The organism is Bradyrhizobium sp. AZCC 1678, from assembly GCF_036924765.1.
Lineage (GTDB): Bacteria > Pseudomonadota > Alphaproteobacteria > Rhizobiales > Xanthobacteraceae > Bradyrhizobium > Bradyrhizobium algeriense.
In genome coordinates this window covers 7828377-7850065 of record NZ_JAZHSE010000001.1, presented here as the reverse complement: position 1 = coordinate 7850065, position 21689 = coordinate 7828377, and the positions used below count along the sequence as shown (strand labels likewise).

The window sequence follows — 21689 nt, the reverse complement described above, 5'->3', positions numbered from 1 at the left end:
GGACAAATCCGCCGCATGATGGTTCATGCGGCCATGCTGAAACGGACCTACGATTGGTGCATCGACGCCGCTGACAAGCCTTACGCGCTCTGGATCATGGCGGCCGTATCCTTCGCGGAAAGCTCGTTCTTCCCGATTCCGCCCGACATCATGCTGTTGCCGATGTCGCTGGCGCGGCCGAAGAAGGCGTGGTGGTTCGCGACCGTGTGCACGATCTCTTCCGTCGCCGGCGGCGTGGTCGGATACGCGATCGGCGCGCTGCTCTACGATTCGATCGGGCACTGGCTCATTACCCTTTACGGCCTCAGTGACAAGGTCGAGACCTTCCGGGCCTCCTATGCCGAATGGGGCGCGGTGATCATCCTGGTGAAGGGCCTGACGCCGATCCCCTACAAGCTCGTGACCATCACCTCGGGCTTCGCGGGCTACAACATCTGGCTGTTCATCCTGTGCTCCATCGTCGCGCGCGGCGGGCGCTTCTTCGTGGTCGCCGTCCTGCTCAACCGCTACGGCGACGTGATCCGGAGCGAGCTGGAAAAGCGGCTCGGCCTGTGGGTCGCCATCGGGGCGGTTGTACTGGTGCTCGGTTTCGTCGTTGCGTTCAAGCTGGTCTAGCCGCTTTGCCGGCATGCCGGCTTCAGGCTACGTTCCGCGCCATGTCCGATCGAACCGGCCGTTTATTCAAGCTATTCGGGGCGCAACGCGCGGCCATGGGCCTCGTTGCATCCATGCTGGCGATCTCTCCCGAAGTTGCCTGGCCGCAGGCCGCGCCCCAGTCCTCGCTTGGCCTGCAGTCGCCGGCCCAGCAACCGGTGTTGGCTCAGCCTCGGCCGCAGCAGATCGAGCCGGCCCCGCCGCGACGCGAGGAAAATCCGGGGCTGATCAACGAAATCGAAAAACTGTTCGAGAAATCCAAATCGCTGCTACCGCTGAGGAGCCCGAGCGAGACCATCGACGATTTCAACGCGCGCACCAAGGACGCCGGCCAGAGTCTGTCGAACATGGCCAAGCCTTCGATCATGGTAAGCGGGCGGGCGGCGTGTCTGGTGTCCTCCAACGGCGCGCCGGACTGCAAGGCCGGCGCCGACCGGCTGTGCCAGAGCAAGGGCTACAAGGAAGGCAAGAGCCTCGACACGGATGCTGCCGAGAAATGCTCGCCGAAAGTGTATCTGCCGGGCTACAAGCGCCAGCCGGGCGACTGCAAGAACGAAAATTACGTGACGAGGGCGCTCTGCCAGTAGTGCATGATCCGGAAAAGTGGGCACCGGTTTTCCCTCGCGACAAACGCGGAACGCGTTTGCCCGGAGATTATGCGCAAACAAAAAGCTGGCGTGGAATGAGTTTTCGCAGAAAAGTCATTCCAAGCTAGCGACAAAACGCAATACTTGACACTGGAAAGATTGCCTTGTTGGTATGACGTCTGGCATCTCTACGGCGATGCCTCACCGTTTGAATAAACCGAAGGATCGTTTCGAATGTCCATGCCTGCCTTGTTCAAGGGCCGTTTGTCGCTACCCGTGATCGGTGCGCCGCTCTTCATCATTTCCGTGCCGGATCTCGTGATCGCGCAATGCAAGGCGGGTGTGGTCGGCTCGTTCCCGGCGCTCAACGCACGCCCGCCGGCGCTGCTCGACGAGTGGCTGGCGCGGATCAAGGAAGAACTCGCCGCTTACGACAAGGCGCATCCCGAGCGGCCGTCGGCACCGTTTGCGGTGAACCAGATCGTGCACAAGTCGAACAACCGGCTCGATCAGGATCTGGCGCTTTGTGAAAAACACAAGGTGCCGATGATGATCACCTCTCTCGGCGCGCGCGAGGAACTCAATCAGGCCGCGCATGGCTGGGGCTGCATCGTTTTCCACGACGTGATCAACCAGAAGTTCGCGCACAAGGCGGTCGAGAAGGGCGCCGACGGATTGATCCTGGTCTCGGCCGGCGCCGGCGGCCATGCCGGCGAGATTTCGCCGCTGGCCTTCGTGGCGGAGACGCGGGCCTGGTTCGACGGTCCGATCGCGTTGTCAGGCGCGATTGCCAACGGCCGCGCCATCCGCGCCGCGCGCATACTGGGCGCCGACTTTGCCTATATCGGCTCCGCCTTCATCGCCACCACCGAAGCCAATGCGGTCGAGGGCTACAAGCAGATGATCACGGCCTCGGCTGCCGAAGACATCGTCTATTCCAACCTGTTCACCGGCGTACACGGCAATTATCTGAAGCCGTCGATCGTCGCGGCCGGCATGGATCCCGACAATCTCCCGACCTCGGATCCCTCAAAAATGAGCTTCGGTACGGACGCGTCGGGCGAGCGCGCCAAGCCAAAGGCCTGGAAGGAAATCTGGGGCTCCGGCCAGGGCGTCGGCAGCGTCGCCAAGGTCTTGCCGGCTGCCGAACTGATCGCGCGGTTCAGACGAGAATATGACGAGGCGGTCGACCCGGCATTGTAACGGCGGCCAGCGCTCTCTCCCTTACGAGGAGAGGGCGGCCAAGGTGAGGCCTTGAAAGTCGCCTTCGCGGTCCCTCGGCAGTCGCGTGTGGCGCTCACACGTCCAGATTCATCCAGACGGCCTTCGGCTCGGTAAAATTCTCCAGCGCGGCCGTGCCGTGTTCGCGGCCGAATCCTGAATCGCGCACACCGCCCCATGGCAGCCGCACGTCCGTGTAGCCATAGGTGTTGATCCAGACCGTTCCGGCCTTCGCCTGCTTGGCGAAACGCTGCACCCGTCCGATGTCGCGGCTCCAGACGCCGGCTGCGAGGCTGTAGGCCGTGCCGTTAGCGATGCGGAGCGCTTCGGCTTCATCTTTGAACTTGATGACGCTCACCACGGGCCCGAAGATTTCTTCCTGCGAGATGCGCATCTGGTGCTCGACGTCGGCAAACACGGCGGAGCTGATGAAATAGCCGCGGTCGCCAACGCGTTCGCCGCCCGTCGTCAGCCGCGCGCCTTCGTTGCGGCCGATATCCACGTAATCGAGGATACTCTTCATCTGCTTCTCGGAGATCACCGGCCCCATCGCCGTGGCGCGATCGGCGGGATCGCCGATGCGGATGGCCCTGGCGCGCTGCGTCAGCCGCTCGACCACCTCGTCATAGACCTTCTCATGAGCCAGCACGCGCGAGCCGGCCGAGCACGCCTGCCCGGCATTGAAGAAGATTCCCGACGCCGCCGCCTTGCTGGCCGCCTCGATATCGGCATCGTCGAAGATGACGTTGGCGGACTTGCCGCCGAGCTCGAGCGACACGCGTTTGAAATTGCCGGCGGCGCCGCGCAGGATGCCGCGGCCGACGCCCGGCGATCCCGTAAACGTCACCTTGTCGACATCAGGATGATTGACCAGCGCGTCGCCGACCACCCGTCCGGGGCCGGTAACGATGTTCAGAACGCCGGGCGGCAATCCGGCTTCGAGCGCCAGCTCGCCGATGCGCAATGCGGAAAGCGATGTCAGCTCGGCGGGCTTCATCACGATGGTGCAGCCGCAAGCCAGCGCCGGCGCCAGTTTCCACATCCCGATCATCAGCGGGAAATTCCACGGCACGATGGCGGCAACCACGCCAACCGGCTCCCGCATGGTGTAGGTGAGCGCGTCCTCCCGCGTCGAGACCACCTCGCCGCTGATCTTGTCGGCCCAGCCGGCATAGTAAGTCAGCGTATCGATGGCGGCGGGAAGATCCTGCCGCAGCACGCCCGCGATCGGCTTGCCGGCATCGAGGCTTTCAAGGGCTGCGATCTCGTCGGCGTGCTGCTTCATCAGCTCGGCCAGACGGAGCAAAATCTGGCCGCGTTCGGAGGCGCGCATGCTGCGCCAGGGGCCCTCGAAGGCGCGCCGCGCCGCCGCCACCGCGCGATCGGCGTCGGCCTCGTTGCCTTCGGCCACCGTCGCGATGACCTGTTCGTTGGCCGGATTGAGGGTCTTGAACGTGCGGCCGGAGGCGGACGGGACGTGCCGGCCGTCGATCAGCAGCAGCCGGGGCTTGCCGGATGCGATGGCGGGGTTGGATTCGCGGCCGTAATCATATGCAATAGACATCATATTTCCTCCGGTTGTTGTGCCTGAAATTAGGAGGAGATGGCCCTTTGTAAATATGATATGGTGTGCCTATGGTTTGCATGGATATGCAGTCAACTTCATAAGTTAGCGCGATGCATCACGTCGAGATCGAAACCGTCTGGCGATTTCACAAGGAAGGCAGCCCGGAGACGGCGGTGGTGATGCTCGGCGTTCTCAATGAAATCCGAAAGACCGGGAAACTCACCAGCGCGGCGAAGCACGCCCAGCTCTCCTATCGGCATGTCTGGAATCTGGTCGAGCAATGGTCCGATTTCTTCGGCGTGCCGCTGGTCGAGACCCAGCGCGGCAAGGGCACGGCGCTCACTGCCTTCGGCGAAAAACTGGTCTGGGCCGGAGAGCGCATGCAGGCGCGGCTCGGTCCGCAGCTCGAAAATCTTGCGCAGGAACTCGTCACCGAGATCAAGCCGTTCCTGCATCAGCGCCCGTCCGTTATCCGCGTTCACGCCAGCCACGGTTTTGCGGTGTCGAAATTGCGCGAATTGCTGGACCGTGAACCCGGCATCGGCGTCGATCTGCGTTATGTCAGCAATCAGAATTCGCTGGTGTCGCTGGCGCAGGGCGCGTGCGATCTTTCCGGCGTGCATCTGCCGCGCGGCGAATTGCGCGCGCAGGGCATCCGGGCGTGCAGGGAATGGCTCGATCCGCGCGAGGACCGCGTGATCAGTTTCGTGACGCGGGAGATGGGCCTGATGGTCAAGCGCGGCAACCCGCTGAAGATCAGCTCTCTCGAGGATGTCGTCGAGCGCAAGGCCCGCTTCGTCAACCGCGACCATGATTCCGGCACGCGGCTGCTGTTCGATCAGTTGCTGGCGCTGCACAAGGTCGACGAGGCCAAAATCAACGGTGCGCAGCAAATGGAGTTCACCCACGCCGCCGTCGCCGCCTATGTCGCCAGCGGCATGGCGGATGTGAGTTTCGGCGTCGAGGCCGCCGCCCGGCAGTTCGGGCTCGATTTCATCCGGTTGTTGACGGAAGACTATTTATTCGTCTGCAAGCGGGCATTTCTCGAAACCGAGCCGATGCGGCGCATCATCGACATCATGAAGGGCCGCGAGTTCCAGGAGGGGGTTGCGAGCCTGCCCGGTTACGTCGCGACCAACACCGGCAAGGTCAGCACTGTGAACGAGTTTCTGGAGAGCGTGGGGTCGAACGCGATCTGATATTCTGCCGGGGCGCCGTTCACATCGTCAGCGTTTCGACTCCCGCTCTTCCGCAGTGATATGATTGCATCCGCATTTGACGTCAGATGAGGTTTCGATGGCGACCGGACAGGATTTGAGCGGGCGTGTCGCGCTGGTGACGGGGGCGTCCCGCGGCATCGGTGCGGCGATTGCACACGTGCTGGCCGAGGCCGGCGCAGCGGTTGCGGTGAATTACCGCGAGCGGGCCGATGATGCCGATGCCGTCGTGGCCAAAATCAAATCCGGCGGCGGCCGTGCGATCGCAGTCGCGGCCGATGTCTCGCAGGCGGCGGCCGTGGCGGCTATGGTCGAGCAGGTCGCTTCCGCGCTCGGGCCGATCGACATCCTCGTCAACAATGCCGGCATGGCGATCGTGCGCGGCGTCGATGACCTCACCGAGGACGATTTCGACCGCACCATCGCGGTGAACCTGAAATCGGCATTCCTGTGCACGCAGGCGGTGCTGCCCGCGATGCGGGCGCGCAAATGGGGTCGCATCGTCAATATCTCGTCGGGTGCGGCGCGCGGCGCTGGCGCCATCGGCGTGCACTACAACGCCTCCAAGGCCGGCATGGAAGGGCTGACGCGAGGCTATGCCGCGCGGCTGGTCAAGGAAGGCATCACCGTTAACGCGGTGGCGCCGTCGCTGATCGCAACCGACATGATGGGCGGCCGGACCGATCTCGCCCGCAACATTCCGCTCGGCCGCATGGGCCAGGCCGACGAGGTGGCGCAAGCGGTCGCGATGGTGCTGGGCAACAGCTACATGACCGGGCAGACCATCGTCCTCAATGGCGGCATGGCGTTCATTTGAAGCCTGCTGCTGTCCTGCTCTCCGTATCCCGCGAATGGCGCACGGCGCTCTGCCCGCCACGGCCTCGACTCGTTCCGCCGAAGCAGGCAAGAAGCTGTTCCATTTGATCGACAGGACCTCCCACCCGATGCATGCCATCTTTCGTGTTGACGGCAACGACGTCGTCACCAGCCCCTTTGCTGCGGGTCCCTGGGACCCGAGCATGCAGCATGGCTCGCCGCCGGCGGCGCTGGTGGTGTGGGCGGCGGAGCGGATTCCGACGGCCATCCCGATGCGGATCGCCCGCGTGACCGTCGACCTGATGCGCCCCGTGCCGGTGGGGCCGCTGACCATCGAGAGCGAAGTCTTGCGCGAGGGGCGCAAGATCCAGCTCTGCGCCGTCAGGCTGCTCGCCAAAGGCGTCGTCGTGGTCGGGGCGACCGTGCTAAAGATCAAGGTGCAGGCGAACGAATTGCCGCCCGAGGCTGCCATCTTGCCGGTCGAGCTACCGGGGCCGGATCAATCGCGGGTCGAGCGGGTGGATTTTTCCTCCAGCCCATTCGTGACCGGCATGTCGCTGCGTGCCGCCCGCGGCCGGTTCGGCTCGCCCGGCCCCGGCGCGATCTGGTATCGCGTCGACCGGCCGATCGTGGAAGGCGCAGCCGTTTCGCAGGCGATGCGAGCGATGGCAGCGGCGGATTTCTGCAACGGCACCTCCGCGGTGCTGGATTTTCGCGAATGGACCTTTCTCAACGCCGACCTGACCGTGAATTTTTCTCGCGAACCGGCCGGCGACTGGATCCTGCTCGATGCCGAATCCTGGATCGGTCCCGACGGCGCGGGGCTCGCGATGGCGCGGCTCGCCGACGCGCGCGGCTATTTCGGCCGCGCCATCCAGAGCCTGGTGATCGAGAAGCGCTGAGCGCAGGCAGACGGCGTGGTGAGGCCGCGACACTGATATCGCGGCTTCCTGATCATTCGAGCTCGAGCGGCTGATAGCGTCCGCTCTCATCGAGCGCCGTGCCCCACACCTTGTTCGAGGCCTGGTGCTCGGAGCGGCCGAAGCTCAGCTGGGTCCCGAGACCGAGGTCGAGATTGCGCATGTTCTCCAGCGTGTCGATCAGCCTCTCGGTATCGAGCTGCGGTCCGGCCCGCTTGATGCCCTGGATCAGGACGTTGGCGGCGACATAGCCCTCGAGCGAGACGTAGTCGGGCGCCTCGCCAGGGAAATATTTGGCGAGCGCGTTCTTGTATTCGAGCACGGCCGACGAATAGCCCGACACCGCCGGCACCACTTGTGTCACGATCACGCCGTTCGTGTACCGCGGCCCGAGGAGCTTCAGCTCTTCGGCAAGCGCGGTGGAGCCGACGAACGAGACGTTGGAGTAGATCATGCCGGGATAAAGATCGCGGGTCTTCTCGATGAAACGCGCCGCGGCCCGGTAGGTGGCGACCATGACCACCGCTTTGATCGGCGGCTTCGCAAGCTTCAACTGGTTGATGGCATCGTCCACGTCGACGGTGTTTCGCGCATAGTTGAGGCGAAGGATGGCGCCATCGTTCACGCCCATCGAGCGGAACGCTTTTGCGACGCCCGCAAATCCGGAATCGCCGTAGGAGTCCTGCTGCGCAAAGACCGCGATCTGCCGGGGCTGCAGCCGGCGTATCTTGACGAGGTAACGAACGACCGCGTCGGTTTCCTGAACATAGCTGGCGCGATAATTGAAGACGTAGCGATCCGGCGGATCGTTGCGCAGGATATTGGCGCCGGTGAAGGCCCCGAAGAAAAGCATCCGGCGTTCGAGCGCATAGGGGACCGCCACCGCCGAGGTCGGGGTGCCGACATTGCCGACGATGCCGAACACCTGGTCCTTTTCATAGAGCTGCTTCATGGCCTCGGCGGTGCGCGAGGGCTCGTAGCCGTCGTCGGCGGCGAACAATTTCAGCATCCGGCCGTCCACGCCGCCGGAATCGTTGATCCGGTTGAAGGCGGTTTCGATTCCGAGTTTCATCTGGCGGCCGAGCTCGCGGGCCGAGCCGGAGAAGGGGGCCGCGATGCCGAAGCGAATTTCCTTTTCGCCGATGCCGCGCGGCAGCGGGCCGGTCGGGACATTGGCTGTCGGCGCGGTCGCCGCGTTGGCGGCGGTCGCAGCGGCGGCCGGCGACGGGCCGATGACGCTGGAGAGGCTCGGTCCGGAGATCGAGCGTTCGAGATCGGCCAACTGACGGTCGGCCCGGATGCAATCGACCCTGCCCGAGGACACAGCGGCGCGTCCTTCGGCCACGGTGCGATCGAATGTCTGGGTGAGATCGGAACGCTCCGCCTCGTTCGACGAGGCTTCCCGGATCACCTGTGAAAACTTGTCGATAATGGTCTGGATGCGGGGCCGCGCAATGTCGCGGCAAGCCTGTGCCGAGCCGATCACGGGGCCGACGCGGCCGGCAAGGTCGCGCACGATGGTGATGTCGCCGGCGGCTTGGGCGCTGCCCGCGATGCCGAAGAGCATGGCCCCGACCAATAAGGTGACGCGGAGCGAGGTCATGGCAGACTCCTTGGGAACAAGATCGCCGAAAGTCGGTTCTCGGGCATGGTCAGCCCTCCGTCTGAATTATGGGTTGGTACGTTGTGGCGCGGCCGAATCCGGCTTCTCGCGCCACTGCATGAACTGCTTGAGCAATTGGCTGTCCTGCTCGGACGCCGCCGGAGCGCTCGGCGGGGTGGAGGCGAGCAGAGCCTGGAATTCGTTGATCGCAGGCTTTTGCGAAGCCTCTCCGGATTGAGACAGCGCGTTCTTGATCGACTGTGTGACGTTGGTGAATGTCGACGTCGACGGCTCACCATCGCCTTGCCGCGAGCCGGGCACGGCGACGACGAAGAACAGCGCCACGAGAGCCGCGACGCCGATGGCGGCAGCGAAGCGCGCCGCGATGGTCCACAATGCCTTTTTCGACTCCAGGTCGGGTTCGTGCATGAGCTCGGGATCGAGCGGATGGCGCAGCGCATCGGATACCGCGCTCTCGAGCTGGGAGTCGAACGACACCGGAGAAAACGGCGTCTCCGGGATTGCGCCGCGGGCCGCCGACCGCTCACGGAGCGAGCGCGGCGCGTAGTACAGCGGATCGCGGGGATTGAGATGTTCCTGCTCACTGACACTACTCATACGCTTACTCCTCATGACACTTGGCGGATTGGCACTCGGCGGATGACCCGGCGGATTGGTTGGCGGCGAAACGGATGCGGACGTATTGGACAGGAGTTCCAGCTCATGGAGCAGGCGCGCGGAGGAATCCACGTCCGCTCCCCAGGCGCCGCTAAGTTTGGTCGGAAGATTTGAATCAAAATGTGGGGCGTCGTCCTTTCGTCCGACGACACCTTTCTGCGAGATCATTTCTCGCTGCGAGATCATGTCTCGCGGCCACACCTTCCCCACGGCTTCCACTGCCTTAAGTCCCCTGCCGGCAAATGTCCGTCTGCCCGACGGAATGGACTGCCAGACCCTTACAGCTGCCAGCACACATAAGTTTGTTGGAACCGCGCGAGGACTAATTTAGGTCGGAAACGTGACGAAAGTAAGTTGAGGTCTTGTTAACTACAACTCGCAAGACCCCTATAGGGATAGGGTTTGACGTGCGCTCCGCGCGGTCGGCAGCAAGAAACAGCCACAAATGCGCCGGATTCGCCGCCTGTTGCGGGCCTTTTCTGCGCGTAGCGCGGGTTGCCGCATTAATTACTCGTTAACCAAGTTGGCCGATTGTTAACCATTCACTAAGAAAGGCGAGTCGAAACATCATGGACGTACGAGCGGATCCCACGCGTCAATTGGTCCGGCTGCGCGGCCGTTCCTATGTCGCGTTTGTATTCAGCCCCGTCGTGCCGATCGTGGAATGGCTCGCCGAAATCGACGCCACGCTGGCGCGCTCGCCGGGCTATTTCGTCGGCAAGCCGATCGTGCTCGATCTCGCATCCGTCGACCTCTCCGGCGCCGCCATCGCTCATCTCGTGAACAGCCTCAACGAGCGCGGCATTCGCGTCCTCGGCATCGAGGGCGTGGACGAAGAGCGGCTTGCGGCGAACATGCCGCCCTTGCTGACCGGCGGCCGCGCCTGCGTGATCACGCGAAACGAGCCGGTGCAGAAGCCCGAGCCGGAGGCCAAGCCGAAGCCGACTTCGCTGCTGCTCGATAGCCCGGTGCGTTCGGGCCAGTCGATCGTCTTCATCGAGGGCGACGTCACCGTGCTGGGCTCGGTCGGGTCAGGCGCGGAGATCGTCGCCGGCGGATCGATCCACATCTACGGGACGCTGCGCGGCCGCGCGATGGCGGGCGTCAACGGCAATTCCAATGCGCGGATCTACTGCCAGAAGATCGAGGCGGAGTTGCTTGCCATCGACGGCTACTACCAGACTGCAGAAGAAATCGACATCTCGCTCCGCAACCGCCCGGCGCAAGCCTGGCTGGAGGGGGACACCATGAAAATTACCCCGCTGAATTAACCGGTTAAGGAGATCGCGTATGGCCAAGGTGCTGGTCGTTACCTCGGGCAAGGGAGGCGTTGGAAAGACCACCTCGACGGCTGCGCTCGGCGCGGCGCTTGCGCAAAGCGGGCAGAGCGTTGTGGTGGTCGATTTCGACGTCGGCCTGCGCAACCTCGACCTCGTGATGGGCGCCGAACGCCGCGTAGTGTTCGATCTCATCAATGTGGTTCAGGGCGTCGCGAAGCTGCCGCAGGCGTTGATCCGCGACAAGCGGCTGGAAAATCTCTGGCTGCTGCCAGCCTCGCAGACAAGGGACAAGGATGCGCTGACCGATGAAGGCGTCGGCCGCGTCATCGCCGAGCTCAGGAGCCGGTTCGACTGGATCCTGTGCGACAGCCCGGCCGGCATCGAGCGCGGCGCGACGCTCGCCATGCGCTATGCCGACGAAGCCGTCATCGTCACCAATCCCGAGGTTTCCTCGGTGCGCGATTCCGACCGCATCATCGGCATGCTCGATTCGAAGACGGTGAGGGCGGAACGCGGCGAGCGCGTGGAAAAGCACGTGCTGATCAGCCGTTACGATCCGGCACGGGCCGCGCGCGGCGAGATGCTCACGATCGACGACATCCTCGAAATCCTCGCCACCCCGCTGCTCGGCATCATCCCCGAGAGCCAGGAAGTACTTAAAGCGTCAAACGTCGGCACCCCGGTGACGCTCAACAATGCCGAGAGCGCGCCGGCGCGCGCCTATATCGATGCCTCGCGCCGCCTGATGGGTGAGGAAGTCGCCATGGTCGTGCCCGCCGAGCGCAAGGGCTTCATGGACCGGCTACTCGGACGGAGGGCTGCATGAGCATGAGGCTGCTGCGGCTGTTCGGCAGCCGCGCTGCAACTGCCCCGGTTGCCCGGGAGCGGCTGCAGATTCTGCTGTCGCACGAGCGCGGGCTGCTCGGCCAGTCCGACCTGCTCGTCACGCTGCGGGAGGAAATCCTCGCGGTGGTGTCGAAACACGTGCAGCTCGACCCCGACAAGGTGATCGTCAAGCTGGAGCGGGGCAAGACCGTCTCGACGCTCGAAGTCGACATCGAAGTGCCCAACAATTTCGACAAGGCGAAGGCGCTGGTGGAAAGGCGCATGGCCGGCTGAAGGGCGGTATCGATCGAGGATGGACTTACCGGTAGGATGCGGCGATCGTTTCGCTCGAGTCCGACCATGAAATCGACCCGACCTTCGCTTCCGATGACCGGCGGCTGTCAGTGCGGCGCGATCCGTTACGAGATCACGTCGTTTCCGTTGCTGCTCTACACCTGCAACTGCACGGATTGTCAGCGCCAGACCGGCAGTGCGTTTGCACTCAACATGCCGGTGAGGTTCAAGGACTTCGGATTCTGAAGGGTGAGCCGCATGGCTGGCATCATACCTCGCCCAACGGCACGCCGGTCATTTCGCGGTTTTGCGGCAACTGCGGCACGCGGCTCTATGGCGAACGTGACGGACGGCCCGAAACCGTCAGTCTTCGTGCCGGAACGCTCGATGACACATCATGGCTGATGCCGGCCGCGCATTTCTTTATGCGGAGTGCGCAGCCATGGGTGCAACCGGCGCCCGGGGCGCAGTGCATCGAAACCCAGCCGAACGGCTGGGGAAGCCTGTTGCCGGCATGGCGTGCGATGTGGCCGGAGTTCTTTGCGTCGAAATAGCTTTCGTGTCCCGGATGAGGCGCAATGAGCCGCGATAGCGGCGTGGTGCGCTGCTGATCCGGGATCCAGCAAGCAACTCGTCGCCATTGTAGGTCCCGGCTCTGCGGAGCAGCGCTCCGCGCTGCACCGCGTCCGGGGCACGAAGCAGTACCTACCCGGGCACCTTCGCGCGCGACGATCACGGCGGTGACGGCCTCGCCCCATTTGTCCTCGGGCACGCCGACCACGGCGACCGTCGCGACGTCGGCATGCTGCGACAACACATCCTCGACCTCGCGCGGAAAGATGTTGAAGCCGCCGGAGACGATCATGTCCCTCTTGCGGTCGAGGATGAACATGTAACCGCGCTCGTCTGATCGTGCGATGTCGCCGGTGTGCAGCCAGCCGCTCCTCAGCGTCTCCGCCGTCGCGTCCGGCCGCTTCCAGTATTCGCCAGCGCCCGCAACGGCTGTTCGCATGCCGCCGGAAACGCGTAGAGCGGATTGCTCATCTTCTTCCTCCCGCTTGCTTTTGTAATTGGCCTTCTCGTGCCAATGTTCAGGCAACGCTAGCACAACAAGAAGTCTGCTCAAGCCGGGAAGAAACACCTTGCCAACAATCGATCTCCTCGCGCGCTTTCGCCACCGCCTCAGCCTGCCGCTGATCGCGGCACCGATGTTTCTCGTCTCCGGTGTTGAACTGGTAGTGGCCGCCTGCCGCAACGGCGTGATCGGTTCGTTTCCCACGGTGAATTGCCGCAGCTCCGAACAACTGGACGAATGGCTGACGGATATCGACATCAGGTTGAAGGCGCATGCGGATGCAGGCGGCAAGCCGTCAGCGCCGGTCTGCGCCAACCTGATCGTGCACCGCTCCAATGCGCGGCTGGAGCGGGATCTAATGGTGCTGCTGCGGCACCGGCCCGAAATGGTGATCACCTCGGTTGGATCGCCGGCCCCGGTAATTGGGCCGTTGCATGATGCCGGTGCGCTGGTATTTGCCGATGTCGCCTCCATCCGCCATGCCGAGCGTGCCGTTGCTGCCGGCGCCGACGGCCTGGTGCTGCTGACGGCCGGCGCGGGCGGCCAGACCGGCTGGCTCAATCCCTTCGTGTTTGTGCGCGCCGTGCGGGCGTTCTTCGATGGACCATTGGTGCTGGCGGGCGGCATCTCCGACGGCCACGCGTTGCGCGCCGCGCAGGCGCTTGGCTGCGACCTTGCCTATATGGGCACAAAATTCATCGCTACCCGCGAGAGCATGGCGAATGTCAGATACAAGGAGCTGCTGGTTGCCAGCACAGCCGACGATGTCCTGCTGACGTCGGCGTTCACCGGCCTGCAGACCAACATGCTGCGCCCATCGATCGAGGCCGCCGGTCTCGATCCGGATAATCTGCCGCTGCGCGGCGCGATCGATATCGGCAAGGATATCGACATCGGCGCGCGCGAAAGTCGTCCAAAACGCTGGAAGGATATCTGGAGCGCGGGGCATTCCGTTTCGGGCGTGACGGAGCTGCTTTCGGTCGATGAGCTTGTGGCGCGCACATCAGCGGAGTTTCGCGAGGCCGCCGCGCGCGTCAGGCCTGGCTAGGGCGTTACCGCTTCGCGCCTCTCGTCTTGCAGCATTTGCATCTTGCAGCATTTGCATCTTGCAGCATTTGCGAAGTTCCATGCGATTGATCGCAGTCGCGTCGCTGTGATGCGAGCAAATGCCAAGAGAAAACCGTCGCAATGGCAAACTTCCGACACAGGAAGGCGGCGAAAACAGGCAATCCGACATGACGCAAGCACGAGGGCAAGGCCGATCCCGGTTTTGCCGTCGGGCGCATTTTTTCCAAAGAGGTCTTCGTGTCGCTCAAGCTCCTGCGGTCTATCCTTTTCGCCAGCGTCTTGTTCATCCTTCCGGCTTTCGCCCAGCCCGGCGGCGCGCCGACTGCGCCTGCCGCCGATAAGGCTGACGTGCTCTCGCCCGAGCAGGCGAAACGGGCGCTCGAGACGCTCTCCGACGACAAGAAGCGCGCGCAGGTGATCGAGACGTTGCGCGCGATCGCCAATGCCTCGCCGCAAGCGGCGGCGCCTGAGCCGAAATCCGCGATACCGCTGACGGCGGACAGCCTCGGCGCGCAGCTTTTGCTTTCGGTGTCCGAGCAGGTCGGCGAGATCTCGCGCGAGGTCGCCGACATAGCGCGCACGCTGACACACTATCGGGCGTTCTACTGGTGGTTCCTGCGCACCGCCCAAGATCCATCAGCCTATCATCAACTGCTCGATATCGCCTGGAAACTGGCGCTGGTGTTCATCTGCGCTCTTGCTGTCGAGTGGCTGGTCTTCCGCCTCATCAAGCGGCCGGTGGCGCTGCTGGAAGCGCGGCTTCCGCAAACCGCGCGCGCCCCGGTGCAGACGCTGGCCGTGGTCGATCCGCCGTCGTCGGCGGCGGATGTCGTTGCGGAACCCAAGCTGCAGCAACGGCGCCTCAGCCTGGCGCGCACCTGGCAGTCGCTGATCAGGCTGCCCTTCGTGCTCGGACGTCTCGCGCTTGAATTGTTGCCGGTGCTCGTCTTCATCGGGGTAGCCACGATGTTGCTGGGCACAGGGATCGGCGATCTCTCAACCACCCGGCTTGTGATCCTCGCGGTCGTCAATGCCTATGCGCTGTCGCGCGCGCTGATTTGCGTCGTGCGGGCGCTGGCCGGGCCGTTCGGCCTGTTTCGGGTCCGCGCCGAAACGGCAGCCTATATCGAGATATGGGCGCGCCGCATCGTTACCGTCGCCGTCGCTGGGATAGCCTTCGCCAATGTGGCCCTGCTGCTCGGCCTGCACCGCGCCGGCTACGCAACGGTGCTGCGCCTGGTGATGCTGGTCGTGCATCTCTTTGTCGTCGTCGTCATCCTGCAGTGCCGCCGCCAGGTCGCCGACGCCATTCGCGCGCCGGCGGGCCGCGACGGCGCTGCGGCCAGGATACGCAACCGCGTCGCCGGCCTCTGGCATTATCTCGCGATCACGCTCGATCTCGCTCTGTGGGCAGTGTGGGCGCTGAACATCCGCAACGGCTACGCGCTGCTGCTGCAATATTTCGTCGGCACCATCGCGGTCGTGCTGATCATGCGTCTCGCTACTATCCTGGTGTTGGGCCTGATCGACCGCGGCTTTCGCATCAGCCCGGATCTCCTGCAGCGTTTTCCGGGCCTGGAGACCCGCGCCAACCGCTATCTGCCGCTGTTGCGCAACATCGTCTCGACGGTGATTGCCTTGATCGGCCTTGTTGCGCTGCTGGAGGTATGGGGCGTCGACGCCGTCGTCTGGTTCTATGGCGGCCAGATCGGCAGCCGGTTGCTGTCGGCGGTGGTGACCGTCGGCATTGCCGCGCTCGCTGCGGCGGCAATCTGGGAAATCAGCAACGCGTTGCTGGATCGCAAGATCAATGCGCTCTCGCGTGAGGGCCATTACGCGCGCGCGGCGCGGCTGCGCACGTTTCAGCCGATGCTGCGAACCGCGCTGTTGTGCGTGATCGTCATCGTCGTCGGCCTCACCGCGCTGAGCGAAATCGGTGTCAACGTCGCGCCACTGCTGGCCGGCGCCGGCATTGTCGGTATTGCCATCGGCTTCGGCTCGCAGAAGCTGGTGCAGGACCTCATCACCGGGCTGTTTCTGCTGCTCGAGAACACCGTCCAGGTCGGCGACAACGTCACGCTGTCAGGCTTGTCGGGCGTGGTGGAAAACGTATCGATCCGCACGCTTCGTCTGCGCTCCGGCGACGGCTCGGTGCACATCGTGCCGTTCAGCGCGGTGACGACGATCACCAATTCGAGCCGCGGCGCCGGCAACGCGGCCGTCAGCGTCAACGTCTCCTACAAGGAAGATACCGACCGCGCCGGCCAGATATTGAAGGACATCGTCGCCGAGATGCGCCGCGAGGCGGAATTCCAGCACCTGATCCGCGGCGATCTCGAACTGTGGGGCGTCGACAAGGTGGACGGCTCGATGGCCTCGATCGTCGGCCAGATTCGCTGCACCGATGCCGGCCGCTGGCCGGTGCAACGCGAATTCAACCGCCGCATGAAGCGGCGATTCCAGGAGTGCGGCGTCGAAATCGCGCCCGGTGCTCAAACCATTCTTGTGCAGGTGCCGGCGCCCGCCGATGTCGCCGCAACTGCAACGCCGAGGCGGGCGGCTGGCTAGTTCGCCACGAGTACGGCCATGAGACCTAGCGAACGATCCGGCCGAGGATGCGTGCGGCCTGATCGATCTCCTTTTCATTCCACGCCGCGAAGCCGAGAAACAAGCCCTGCTCACCCGTCTTGTGATACAGCATGCCCGATAGCGGACGGCTGACAACGCCGGCTTCGAGCAGCCGCGCCGACAATTGCCGGTCGTTGGTCTGGCACCTTGCCAGTAGTTGCATGCCGCCGGCCGGCGCTTCGATGCTGAGCCGGCCGCCGGCTTCCGCGGCAAGCGCCTGCAGCATGAGGTCGCGCCGTCCCTTGTAGAGGCGCGTCATCCTTCTGATGTGGCCGAGATAGGCGCCCGCGCTGATGAATTCGGCCAGCGCATCCTGCATCGTGATCGACGCCAACATTCCCGTGTGGCGCTGCGCGATCTCGAACACATCGATCAGCGCTTCGGGAACGACGAGATAGCCGAAGCGGATGTCCGCATAGGTCGCCTTCGAGAAGGTGCCGAGATAGAACACGCGCGGCGACGCCGCGAGCCCCTGCAGCGCGGCCACCGGGCGCGCCTCATAGTGGAATTCGCCGTCATAATCGTCCTCGATGATGCAGGCGCCCACGGCGTCGGCGAAGCGAAGCAGTTCAAGACGGCGGCCGATCGGCATCAGCCGCCCGGTCGGATACTGGTGCGATGGGGTGACGAAGATCAGCCGCGGCGCATCCTTAGGCGAGGAGATGGCCATGCCTTGCGCGTCGAGCGGGATGGCGGAAACGACGGCTCCGGCGGCATGCAATGCGACGTTGGCGCCGCCATAGCCCGGGCTTTCGATCCAGGCGTGGTCGCCGCGCTCGAGCAGCGCATTGGCGGCCAGCGTCAGGCCGGCTTGCGCCGTCGGCACGATCAGGATCTGGCTGGCTTTGGCCTTGATCCCGCGATGAACCACGAGATGCCCGAGCAGGGCTTCCTGCAGCGATGGATGGTTGATCGGCCGGTCGCGGCGCAGCGGTGCATTTCGCGCCGCGCGGCGGAGGCAACGGCTCCACGCATCGTGCGGAAACTCGCGTTCGTCCGCCAGTCCGGGCTGAAACGGCCGCGGCGGTCCGTCATGAACAGGCGGCCAGTTGGCCCGGTGCAGGCCGCCTGCCCAGGCCGACAGGTTTATCCGCGGGCTTCCGGCGCGGTTGCTTCGCGGCGAAGTCCTGCGATCGAGCGACAGGCCCGCGGCTACCTCCGGACGGCGTCCGACGGAAAGCGAGAGGTAGCCTTCCGCGGCCAATTGCTCGATCGCAAACGAGACGGTGTTGCGCGACACATCGAGCGACTGCGCAAGCTGCCGGCTCGACGGCAGGCGCTGGCCGGGCGCAAGGCGTCCCCTGGCGATGAGCTCTCGCAACTGATCGGTCAGTTGGCGCGTCAGCGTTTCGCTGCCGTCACGGGCGAGGTCGAGCATTCCGGGCAACAGGTCGTCCATAACTGGCACCACAAATCTGCCAAGACTGGTTCTTTCATTAGGGCCAGTCGAAGGGCTAGGCAATGCGGATCACTTCGTGACGGGACGCGTTCGAGATGGCCAGTGGACTTTCAACCCGCAGCGCGGCGGTGCTGCTCGCCGGTGTCGTGCTGGCGTGGGGGACCAACTGGCCGGTGACCAAGATGATCGTGCAGGACGTGCCGCCGTTATGGGCGACGGCACTGCGTTGCATGATCGCCGCCGCGATGCTGGCGCCGATGTTGTGGGCGCAGGGGCAATTCATCGTCCCGAAGCGCGGCGACCTGCCTGTCGTGTTCTGCACCTCGCTGCTGCATCTGGTGGCGTTTTCGGCGCTGGTCGCGGCCGGTCTGCAGTTCGTGCCGGCGGGCAGGGCGATCGTGCTCGGCTACACCACCCCCCTATGGGTCGCGATCGGCGCAGCCATGTTGCTGTCGGAACCCATCACGCGAAGGCGCGCCATCGGTATCGGCTGCGGCCTGGCGGGGCTTGCGGTCATCTTCAACCCGCAGACGCTGAACTCGGGCGACCGCGACGCGCTGTTCGGCAGCGGCCTGATTCTGCTCGCAGCGTTCTGCTGGGCCGGCAACATCGTCTACGTCCGGGCGCATAAATGGATTTCGACGCCCTTCCAGCTCGTGTTCTGGCAGGTATTGCTGGCGGCCGCGCTGCTTTCGGCCATTGCCTGGATCACCGAAGGCGCGCCGCACATCGTGTGGACCGCGCGTCTTTCCGCCCTGATGCTCTATAGCGGAATCGTCTGCACAGCGTTCGCCAACTGGGCGATGACGATGGTGAACCGAAGTCTGCCCGCCGTCACAACGTCGCTGTGCCTGCTGGCGACGCCGCTGCTCGGCATCATCAGCGCGACCGTGATGCTGAACGAGCCGCTCGAGCCGTCGCTGTTTCTGGCGATGACACTGATCATCGGCGGCATCGCGCTCGGCACCGTCGCGGGCGGGTGGCCGCGAGCGACGATGCGCGTCAAGCCATCGTCCTAATTCGCCACGAAATACCAGTCCTTGTCGTAGTAGACGAGTTGGCTCGGCGGTTTGTCCTCGAACTCGAAGAATAGCCTGGGATCGCCACCCGGCGGCACGCGCAGGAAGCCGGTGAAATAGTGCTTCAGGCCGCGTGAGGTCAGAAACAGCACGTAGATGCCTTCGTCCGTCTCATCGACGACGATGTCGTTACCACCAGCGGAAACGTTGGGCTCGCGGTCGCCGAGCGCGATCAGGTTCTTGTTGTGGGAGACGTTGGGCTTCAGTTCGCCGGCCTCGACCCGCGCCACGATCCGTTCGCGGACCTGCCGGTGCCAGCGGAAATTCTGCTCAAGGGCGATCTTGTGCAGCGGTGCGTAGGCGAGAATGGCGAGAGTCAGCGCGCAGATCAGGAAAGGGAGGGCGAATTTCGCGCCGCCCGAGCGGATCTTCAAAAGCAGCGTCGCCGACCACACGATGCCGCCGAAGAACACGAGCGCTACCAGCGGCACGACGACGAGCAGGACGAAGCCGGACGGCCAGTCCGCCATCGACAGCTCGAATGTCGCGACCGACAGCGTGAAGGCTGAAATCGCGATGGCCGCCACCAGCGCGGCGCGAACCGACGGCCCGGTCGTGGCCGTTGTCGTCTGAGGCATCGCTGCGGCCATGCCGGGCTGTTCCGCTCCGCTGTTCGCTAAAGGTTCCGGCCCGTGCCCTTGCGAGGCTTAACGCGCCGTTAACCATATCGGCCCCAACAATAGCCCCAGAGGATGGTCGGCCGCCATGGCCGGCCGGACGGCAAATCGAAGGGGTAAAGGAATGGATCTCGATCAATATCTTGCTGCCAAAACCCCGGCGACCCTCCACGAGATCACCCGGCGGGTGATGTTTGCGCTCGATCGGCATCCGCTGTGCCGCGGTATCGAATTCGAGGTCGTCAGCCTGCCCCGCAGCCGCAAGAGCAACTGGACCGTCACCCTGCAGGCGATCGAGGCCGACGCCCTGTGGGAGGCGTCCGATATCGTTGCTGACATCCAGGAGGCCTACGAATTGGCCGCGGTGGCCTGATTCCGGCTGTTTCGGGACGATTTCCCCCGCTTTTTGATCGCGTTACGGCGCCGATTGGCATCGTAACGCCTCAATTGTCATCCAGTTTTCGACAAAAGGGCCAGACGTCGGCGGGAATGGAGACCTTTTTGACCAAAACGATGACCATCGTTGCGCTGATCTGCTTTCTCGTGGTCGGCGCTGCCGCCACGGCCATTCTCGGCCGCGACAGCGTACCTGCGGCGTCGCCCCAGCTGGCTGCCGCTTCCACGGCTGCCGTCCAGGCGCCGGTTTCGAACAGGGCCAACAAGAAGGACCGGCTGGCTGTCGTGACCTATGCGGTGGCCGCCTATGAGCCGCCGCAGACCACCGCGGCGCTGAGCGATTCGTTGCGCCAGGCCTATGCCTCGACCGGCCCCGCCGATATCGGGCTGCCGAAGGAAGTCGCGCCTGCCGCGCCGATGGCGCCCGCCGCATCATCGCCTGTGGCGCCGCCGAAGCCCAAGGCCGTTGCCAAGCCGCAGCCGCAACCCCAGAAGAACTACGCGCTCCTGAGCGACGTCCAGATCGCCGGAATCAAGGATCGCCTGAAACTGTCCGCGTCGCAGGAATCCTACTGGCCGCCGGTGGAGAGCGCGCTGCGCGCCGTCGCCCGCAAGATTCATGCGGGCCGGCAGGCCAACCCGACCGCTGCGGGCGTGCCGATCGATCCCGAATCCGCAGAAGTCCAGCAGTTGAAATCGGCGGCGATGCCGCTGCTGTTCCAGTTGCGTGAAGACCAGAAGAGCGAAGTCCGCTCGCTCGCCCGCATCATCGGCCTGGAAAAAGTCGCCGCGATGATTTGAGCGGCGAACACTGCGATTGCAGCGCCGCCAGTTCCAATTCCCTCACGCTGCCGTGCAGGAACATCGGCCCATGCCACGCGTTGCCCGCGTGGATTGAGGGAGTCGAGCCATGCGGATATCGACGGCTTATTTTGCCGGCGCGGGAACCGTGATCGTGGCAGTCGCCGCCGGTCTCGGTGGTGGCTATCTGGCTGCCAACATTACCAGCCCGCCCTTGCAGACGGTGTCCAAGCTGGAACGGAGGATGTCGGCGGAGCCGATACACGTCTCGACGGCGCCAGCGGAGCCGGTGCCGCACGTCGCGGCGACGACGAATACCGCTTCCGCGCCGCCACAGGAACAGCCGCAAGCGCAGCAGCCGCAGCAACAGCAGCCGCAAACGCAGCCACAGCTGCAAACACCACAGCCGCAGCCGCAGACAGAGGCGGCAGCGCTATCAGCCAATAACGCGCACGCCGAAGAGAAGACGGCCGACAACCTAGCGGCCGCGCAGCCCGTACAATCGCCGCCGCAACCTGCAAAACCTGCCGAACAGGCCGACGAAAAGACCGCCGCGCCTCGCGACGCCTTCGCCAGGAACCGCGATGCCGACATCAAACGCGCGGACGCCGAAAAGCGGCGCGCCGAGCGGCGCCAGCGCTGGGCCGACAAGCGCCGCTTCCAGCAACCGCGCGAGCAGGAGCTCGAGGCGGTCGAAGGGAGCGTACGCGAAGTGACCGAGCCGCGGCGGATCAGGATCCGGGAAGAAGGCGAGCCGAGAGAGATGTTCGCCGCGCCGGCGAGAGGCGAAATGCCCCGGATCCGGCTGTTCGATCAGGATGACTGATTGTTTTCCGGCGTTCGTCGCTACCTCTTGGGAGCGTGATGACTTTGAAACGTTATCGCGCTCCAACTTATATTTGAGCCCGATCTCCGGGCAATCGCTACGCGTTGGCGAACACCGGTGACGACTTTTCCAGATGCG

Annotated in this window: 20 protein-coding genes and 2 pseudogenes; 16 read left to right on the top strand and 6 right to left on the bottom strand. The window is 64.3% G+C overall.

The genetic code is table 11. The features are described 5' to 3' along the window. Positions 1 to 33 precede the first annotated feature (33 nt). The 3 genes from V1294_RS37440 (at position 34) to V1294_RS37430 (ending at position 2444) form a co-directional block, all read left to right on the top strand. Positions 34 to 615, top strand: coding sequence for a YqaA family protein (locus V1294_RS37440; protein ID WP_334490017.1), 582 nt, complete (start codon positions 34 to 36; stop codon positions 613 to 615). Between the two features lie 95 nt (positions 616 to 710). Further along, positions 711 to 1241, top strand: a complete 531-nt coding sequence (locus tag V1294_RS37435) for a hypothetical protein (protein WP_334486030.1) — start codon at positions 711 to 713, stop codon at positions 1239 to 1241. Between the two features lie 234 nt (positions 1242 to 1475). Further along, positions 1476 to 2444 carry an NAD(P)H-dependent flavin oxidoreductase gene (locus tag V1294_RS37430; protein ID WP_108512180.1) on the top strand — a complete coding sequence of 323 codons (969 nt, stop codon included), beginning with the start codon at positions 1476 to 1478 and terminating at the stop codon, positions 2442 to 2444. A gap of 94 nt (positions 2445 to 2538) precedes the next feature. On the opposite strand, the gene V1294_RS37425 is transcribed toward V1294_RS37430, so the two are convergent. After that, positions 2539 to 4026, bottom strand: coding sequence for an aldehyde dehydrogenase family protein (locus tag V1294_RS37425; protein WP_334504318.1), 1488 nt, complete (start codon positions 4024 to 4026; stop codon positions 2539 to 2541). A 113-nt stretch (positions 4027 to 4139) separates the two neighbouring features. Here V1294_RS37425 and V1294_RS37420 point away from each other — a divergent pair, with 113 nt between their 5' ends. The 3 genes from V1294_RS37420 to V1294_RS37410 all read left to right on the top strand — a co-directional run bounded on the left by V1294_RS37420 (position 4140) and on the right by V1294_RS37410 (position 6964). Next, positions 4140 to 5228: a substrate-binding domain-containing protein gene (locus V1294_RS37420; protein ID WP_334504316.1), complete on the top strand. Its 1089-nt coding sequence runs from the start codon at positions 4140 to 4142 to the stop codon at positions 5226 to 5228. Positions 5229 to 5325: 97 nt separating this feature from the next. Beyond that, complete coding sequence (locus V1294_RS37415; protein ID WP_334504314.1) at positions 5326 to 6063, top strand: SDR family NAD(P)-dependent oxidoreductase; 738 nt, start codon at positions 5326 to 5328, stop codon at positions 6061 to 6063. A gap of 127 nt (positions 6064 to 6190) precedes the next feature. Further along, positions 6191 to 6964: a thioesterase family protein gene (locus tag V1294_RS37410; RefSeq protein WP_334504312.1), complete on the top strand. Its 774-nt coding sequence runs from the start codon at positions 6191 to 6193 to the stop codon at positions 6962 to 6964. A 52-nt stretch (positions 6965 to 7016) separates the two neighbouring features. Here the strand turns inward: V1294_RS37410 and V1294_RS37405 are convergent, their stop codons facing one another. Together V1294_RS37405 and V1294_RS37400 are read right to left on the bottom strand one after the other, a co-directional pair. Beyond that, positions 7017 to 8585 (bottom strand): ABC transporter substrate-binding protein, encoded by a 1569-nt coding sequence (locus V1294_RS37405; protein ID WP_334504310.1) that lies wholly within the window; start codon positions 8583 to 8585, stop codon positions 7017 to 7019. 66 nt (positions 8586 to 8651) lie between these two features. Beyond that, a complete protein-coding gene (locus V1294_RS37400) occupies positions 8652 to 9449 on the bottom strand; it encodes a hypothetical protein (RefSeq protein ID WP_334504307.1) in 798 nt (265 codons plus the stop codon). Positions 9450 to 9832: 383 nt separating this feature from the next. Between V1294_RS37400 and minC the strand changes: the two genes are divergently transcribed. The 4 genes and pseudogenes from minC to V1294_RS38200 all read left to right on the top strand — a co-directional run bounded on the left by minC (position 9833) and on the right by V1294_RS38200 (position 12216). After that, the gene (minC, locus tag V1294_RS37395) at positions 9833 to 10534 is read left to right on the top strand and encodes a septum site-determining protein MinC (RefSeq protein ID WP_334486008.1); all 702 of its coding nucleotides are present in this window, start codon (positions 9833 to 9835) and stop codon (positions 10532 to 10534) included. A 19-nt stretch (positions 10535 to 10553) separates the two neighbouring features. Continuing rightward, positions 10554 to 11369, top strand: a complete 816-nt coding sequence (gene minD, locus V1294_RS37390; RefSeq protein WP_108512175.1) for a septum site-determining protein MinD — start codon at positions 10554 to 10556, stop codon at positions 11367 to 11369. Next, on the top strand, positions 11366 to 11662 hold the full coding sequence (gene minE / locus V1294_RS37385; RefSeq protein ID WP_334486003.1) for a cell division topological specificity factor MinE: 297 nt from the start codon (positions 11366 to 11368) through the stop codon (positions 11660 to 11662). The genes minD and minE overlap by 4 nt, the downstream gene beginning before the upstream one ends. 36 nt (positions 11663 to 11698) lie before the next feature. Next, a pseudogene (locus V1294_RS38200) lies at positions 11699 to 12216 on the top strand (GFA family protein). A 155-nt stretch (positions 12217 to 12371) separates the two neighbouring features. Here the strand turns inward: V1294_RS38200 and V1294_RS37375 are convergent. Then, a pseudogene (locus tag V1294_RS37375) lies at positions 12372 to 12647 on the bottom strand (AMP-binding enzyme); the annotation flags it as partial. 157 nt (positions 12648 to 12804) lie between these two features. On the opposite strand from V1294_RS37375, the gene V1294_RS37370 reads away from it, so the two are divergent. Both V1294_RS37370 and V1294_RS37365 read left to right on the top strand, forming a co-directional pair. After that, positions 12805 to 13785, top strand: a complete 981-nt coding sequence (locus tag V1294_RS37370) for an NAD(P)H-dependent flavin oxidoreductase (RefSeq protein ID WP_442895412.1) — start codon at positions 12805 to 12807, stop codon at positions 13783 to 13785. A gap of 257 nt (positions 13786 to 14042) precedes the next feature. After that, complete coding sequence (locus V1294_RS37365; RefSeq protein ID WP_334504304.1) at positions 14043 to 16373, top strand: mechanosensitive ion channel domain-containing protein; 2331 nt, start codon at positions 14043 to 14045, stop codon at positions 16371 to 16373. A 25-nt stretch (positions 16374 to 16398) separates the two neighbouring features. Here the strand turns inward: V1294_RS37365 and pdxR are convergent, their stop codons facing one another. Then, positions 16399 to 17832, bottom strand: a complete 1434-nt coding sequence (gene pdxR, locus V1294_RS37360) for a MocR-like pyridoxine biosynthesis transcription factor PdxR (protein WP_334504301.1) — start codon at positions 17830 to 17832, stop codon at positions 16399 to 16401. A 95-nt stretch (positions 17833 to 17927) separates the two neighbouring features. Between pdxR and V1294_RS37355 the strand changes: the two genes are divergently transcribed. Further along, positions 17928 to 18851, top strand: a complete 924-nt coding sequence (locus tag V1294_RS37355; protein WP_334504299.1) for a DMT family transporter — start codon at positions 17928 to 17930, stop codon at positions 18849 to 18851. On the opposite strand, the gene V1294_RS37350 is transcribed toward V1294_RS37355, so the two are convergent. After that, the gene (locus tag V1294_RS37350) at positions 18848 to 19501 is read right to left on the bottom strand and encodes a hypothetical protein (RefSeq protein ID WP_334504296.1); all 654 of its coding nucleotides are present in this window, start codon (positions 19499 to 19501) and stop codon (positions 18848 to 18850) included. The two genes, V1294_RS37355 and V1294_RS37350, sit on opposite strands and share 4 nt — an antisense overlap. A 151-nt stretch (positions 19502 to 19652) precedes the next feature. Here V1294_RS37350 and V1294_RS37345 point away from each other — a divergent pair, with 151 nt between their 5' ends. The 3 genes from V1294_RS37345 (at position 19653) to V1294_RS37335 (ending at position 21551) form a co-directional block, all read left to right on the top strand. Continuing rightward, positions 19653 to 19901, top strand: coding sequence for a hypothetical protein (locus tag V1294_RS37345; RefSeq protein ID WP_334485983.1), 249 nt, complete (start codon positions 19653 to 19655; stop codon positions 19899 to 19901). 128 nt (positions 19902 to 20029) lie between these two features. Then, positions 20030 to 20725, top strand: coding sequence for a hypothetical protein (locus V1294_RS37340; RefSeq protein ID WP_334504293.1), 696 nt, complete (start codon positions 20030 to 20032; stop codon positions 20723 to 20725). A 109-nt stretch (positions 20726 to 20834) separates the two neighbouring features. After that, positions 20835 to 21551 carry a hypothetical protein gene (locus tag V1294_RS37335; RefSeq protein ID WP_334485978.1) on the top strand — a complete coding sequence of 239 codons (717 nt, stop codon included), beginning with the start codon at positions 20835 to 20837 and terminating at the stop codon, positions 21549 to 21551. Positions 21552 to 21689: the final 138 nt, after the last annotated feature.

Bases quoted from the DNA above. Each gene is read 5' to 3' on its own strand.
- V1294_RS37440 (WP_334490017.1), top strand. From the start codon at position 34: ATGCTGAAACGGACCTACGATTGGTGCATCGACGCCGCTGACAAGCCT.
- V1294_RS37435 (WP_334486030.1), top strand. From the start codon at position 711: ATGGGCCTCGTTGCATCCATGCTGGCGATCTCTCCCGAAGTTGCCTGG.
- V1294_RS37430 (WP_108512180.1), top strand. From the start codon at position 1,476: ATGTCCATGCCTGCCTTGTTCAAGGGCCGTTTGTCGCTACCCGTGATC.
- V1294_RS37425 (WP_334504318.1), bottom strand. From the start codon at position 4,026: ATGTCTATTGCATATGATTACGGCCGCGAATCCAACCCCGCCATCGCA.
- V1294_RS37420 (WP_334504316.1), top strand. From the start codon at position 4,140: ATGCATCACGTCGAGATCGAAACCGTCTGGCGATTTCACAAGGAAGGC.
- V1294_RS37415 (WP_334504314.1), top strand. From the start codon at position 5,326: ATGGCGACCGGACAGGATTTGAGCGGGCGTGTCGCGCTGGTGACGGGG.
- V1294_RS37410 (WP_334504312.1), top strand. From the start codon at position 6,191: ATGCATGCCATCTTTCGTGTTGACGGCAACGACGTCGTCACCAGCCCC.
- V1294_RS37405 (WP_334504310.1), bottom strand. From the start codon at position 8,585: ATGACCTCGCTCCGCGTCACCTTATTGGTCGGGGCCATGCTCTTCGGC.
- V1294_RS37400 (WP_334504307.1), bottom strand. From the start codon at position 9,449: ATGATCTCGCAGCGAGAAATGATCTCGCAGAAAGGTGTCGTCGGACGA.
- minC (WP_334486008.1), top strand. From the start codon at position 9,833: ATGGACGTACGAGCGGATCCCACGCGTCAATTGGTCCGGCTGCGCGGC.
- minD (WP_108512175.1), top strand. From the start codon at position 10,554: ATGGCCAAGGTGCTGGTCGTTACCTCGGGCAAGGGAGGCGTTGGAAAG.
- minE (WP_334486003.1), top strand. From the start codon at position 11,366: ATGAGCATGAGGCTGCTGCGGCTGTTCGGCAGCCGCGCTGCAACTGCC.
- pdxR (WP_334504301.1), bottom strand. From the start codon at position 17,832: ATGGACGACCTGTTGCCCGGAATGCTCGACCTCGCCCGTGACGGCAGC.
- V1294_RS37355 (WP_334504299.1), top strand. From the start codon at position 17,928: ATGGCCAGTGGACTTTCAACCCGCAGCGCGGCGGTGCTGCTCGCCGGT.
- V1294_RS37350 (WP_334504296.1), bottom strand. From the start codon at position 19,501: ATGGCCGCAGCGATGCCTCAGACGACAACGGCCACGACCGGGCCGTCG.
- V1294_RS37345 (WP_334485983.1), top strand. From the start codon at position 19,653: ATGGATCTCGATCAATATCTTGCTGCCAAAACCCCGGCGACCCTCCAC.
- V1294_RS37335 (WP_334485978.1), top strand. From the start codon at position 20,835: ATGCGGATATCGACGGCTTATTTTGCCGGCGCGGGAACCGTGATCGTG.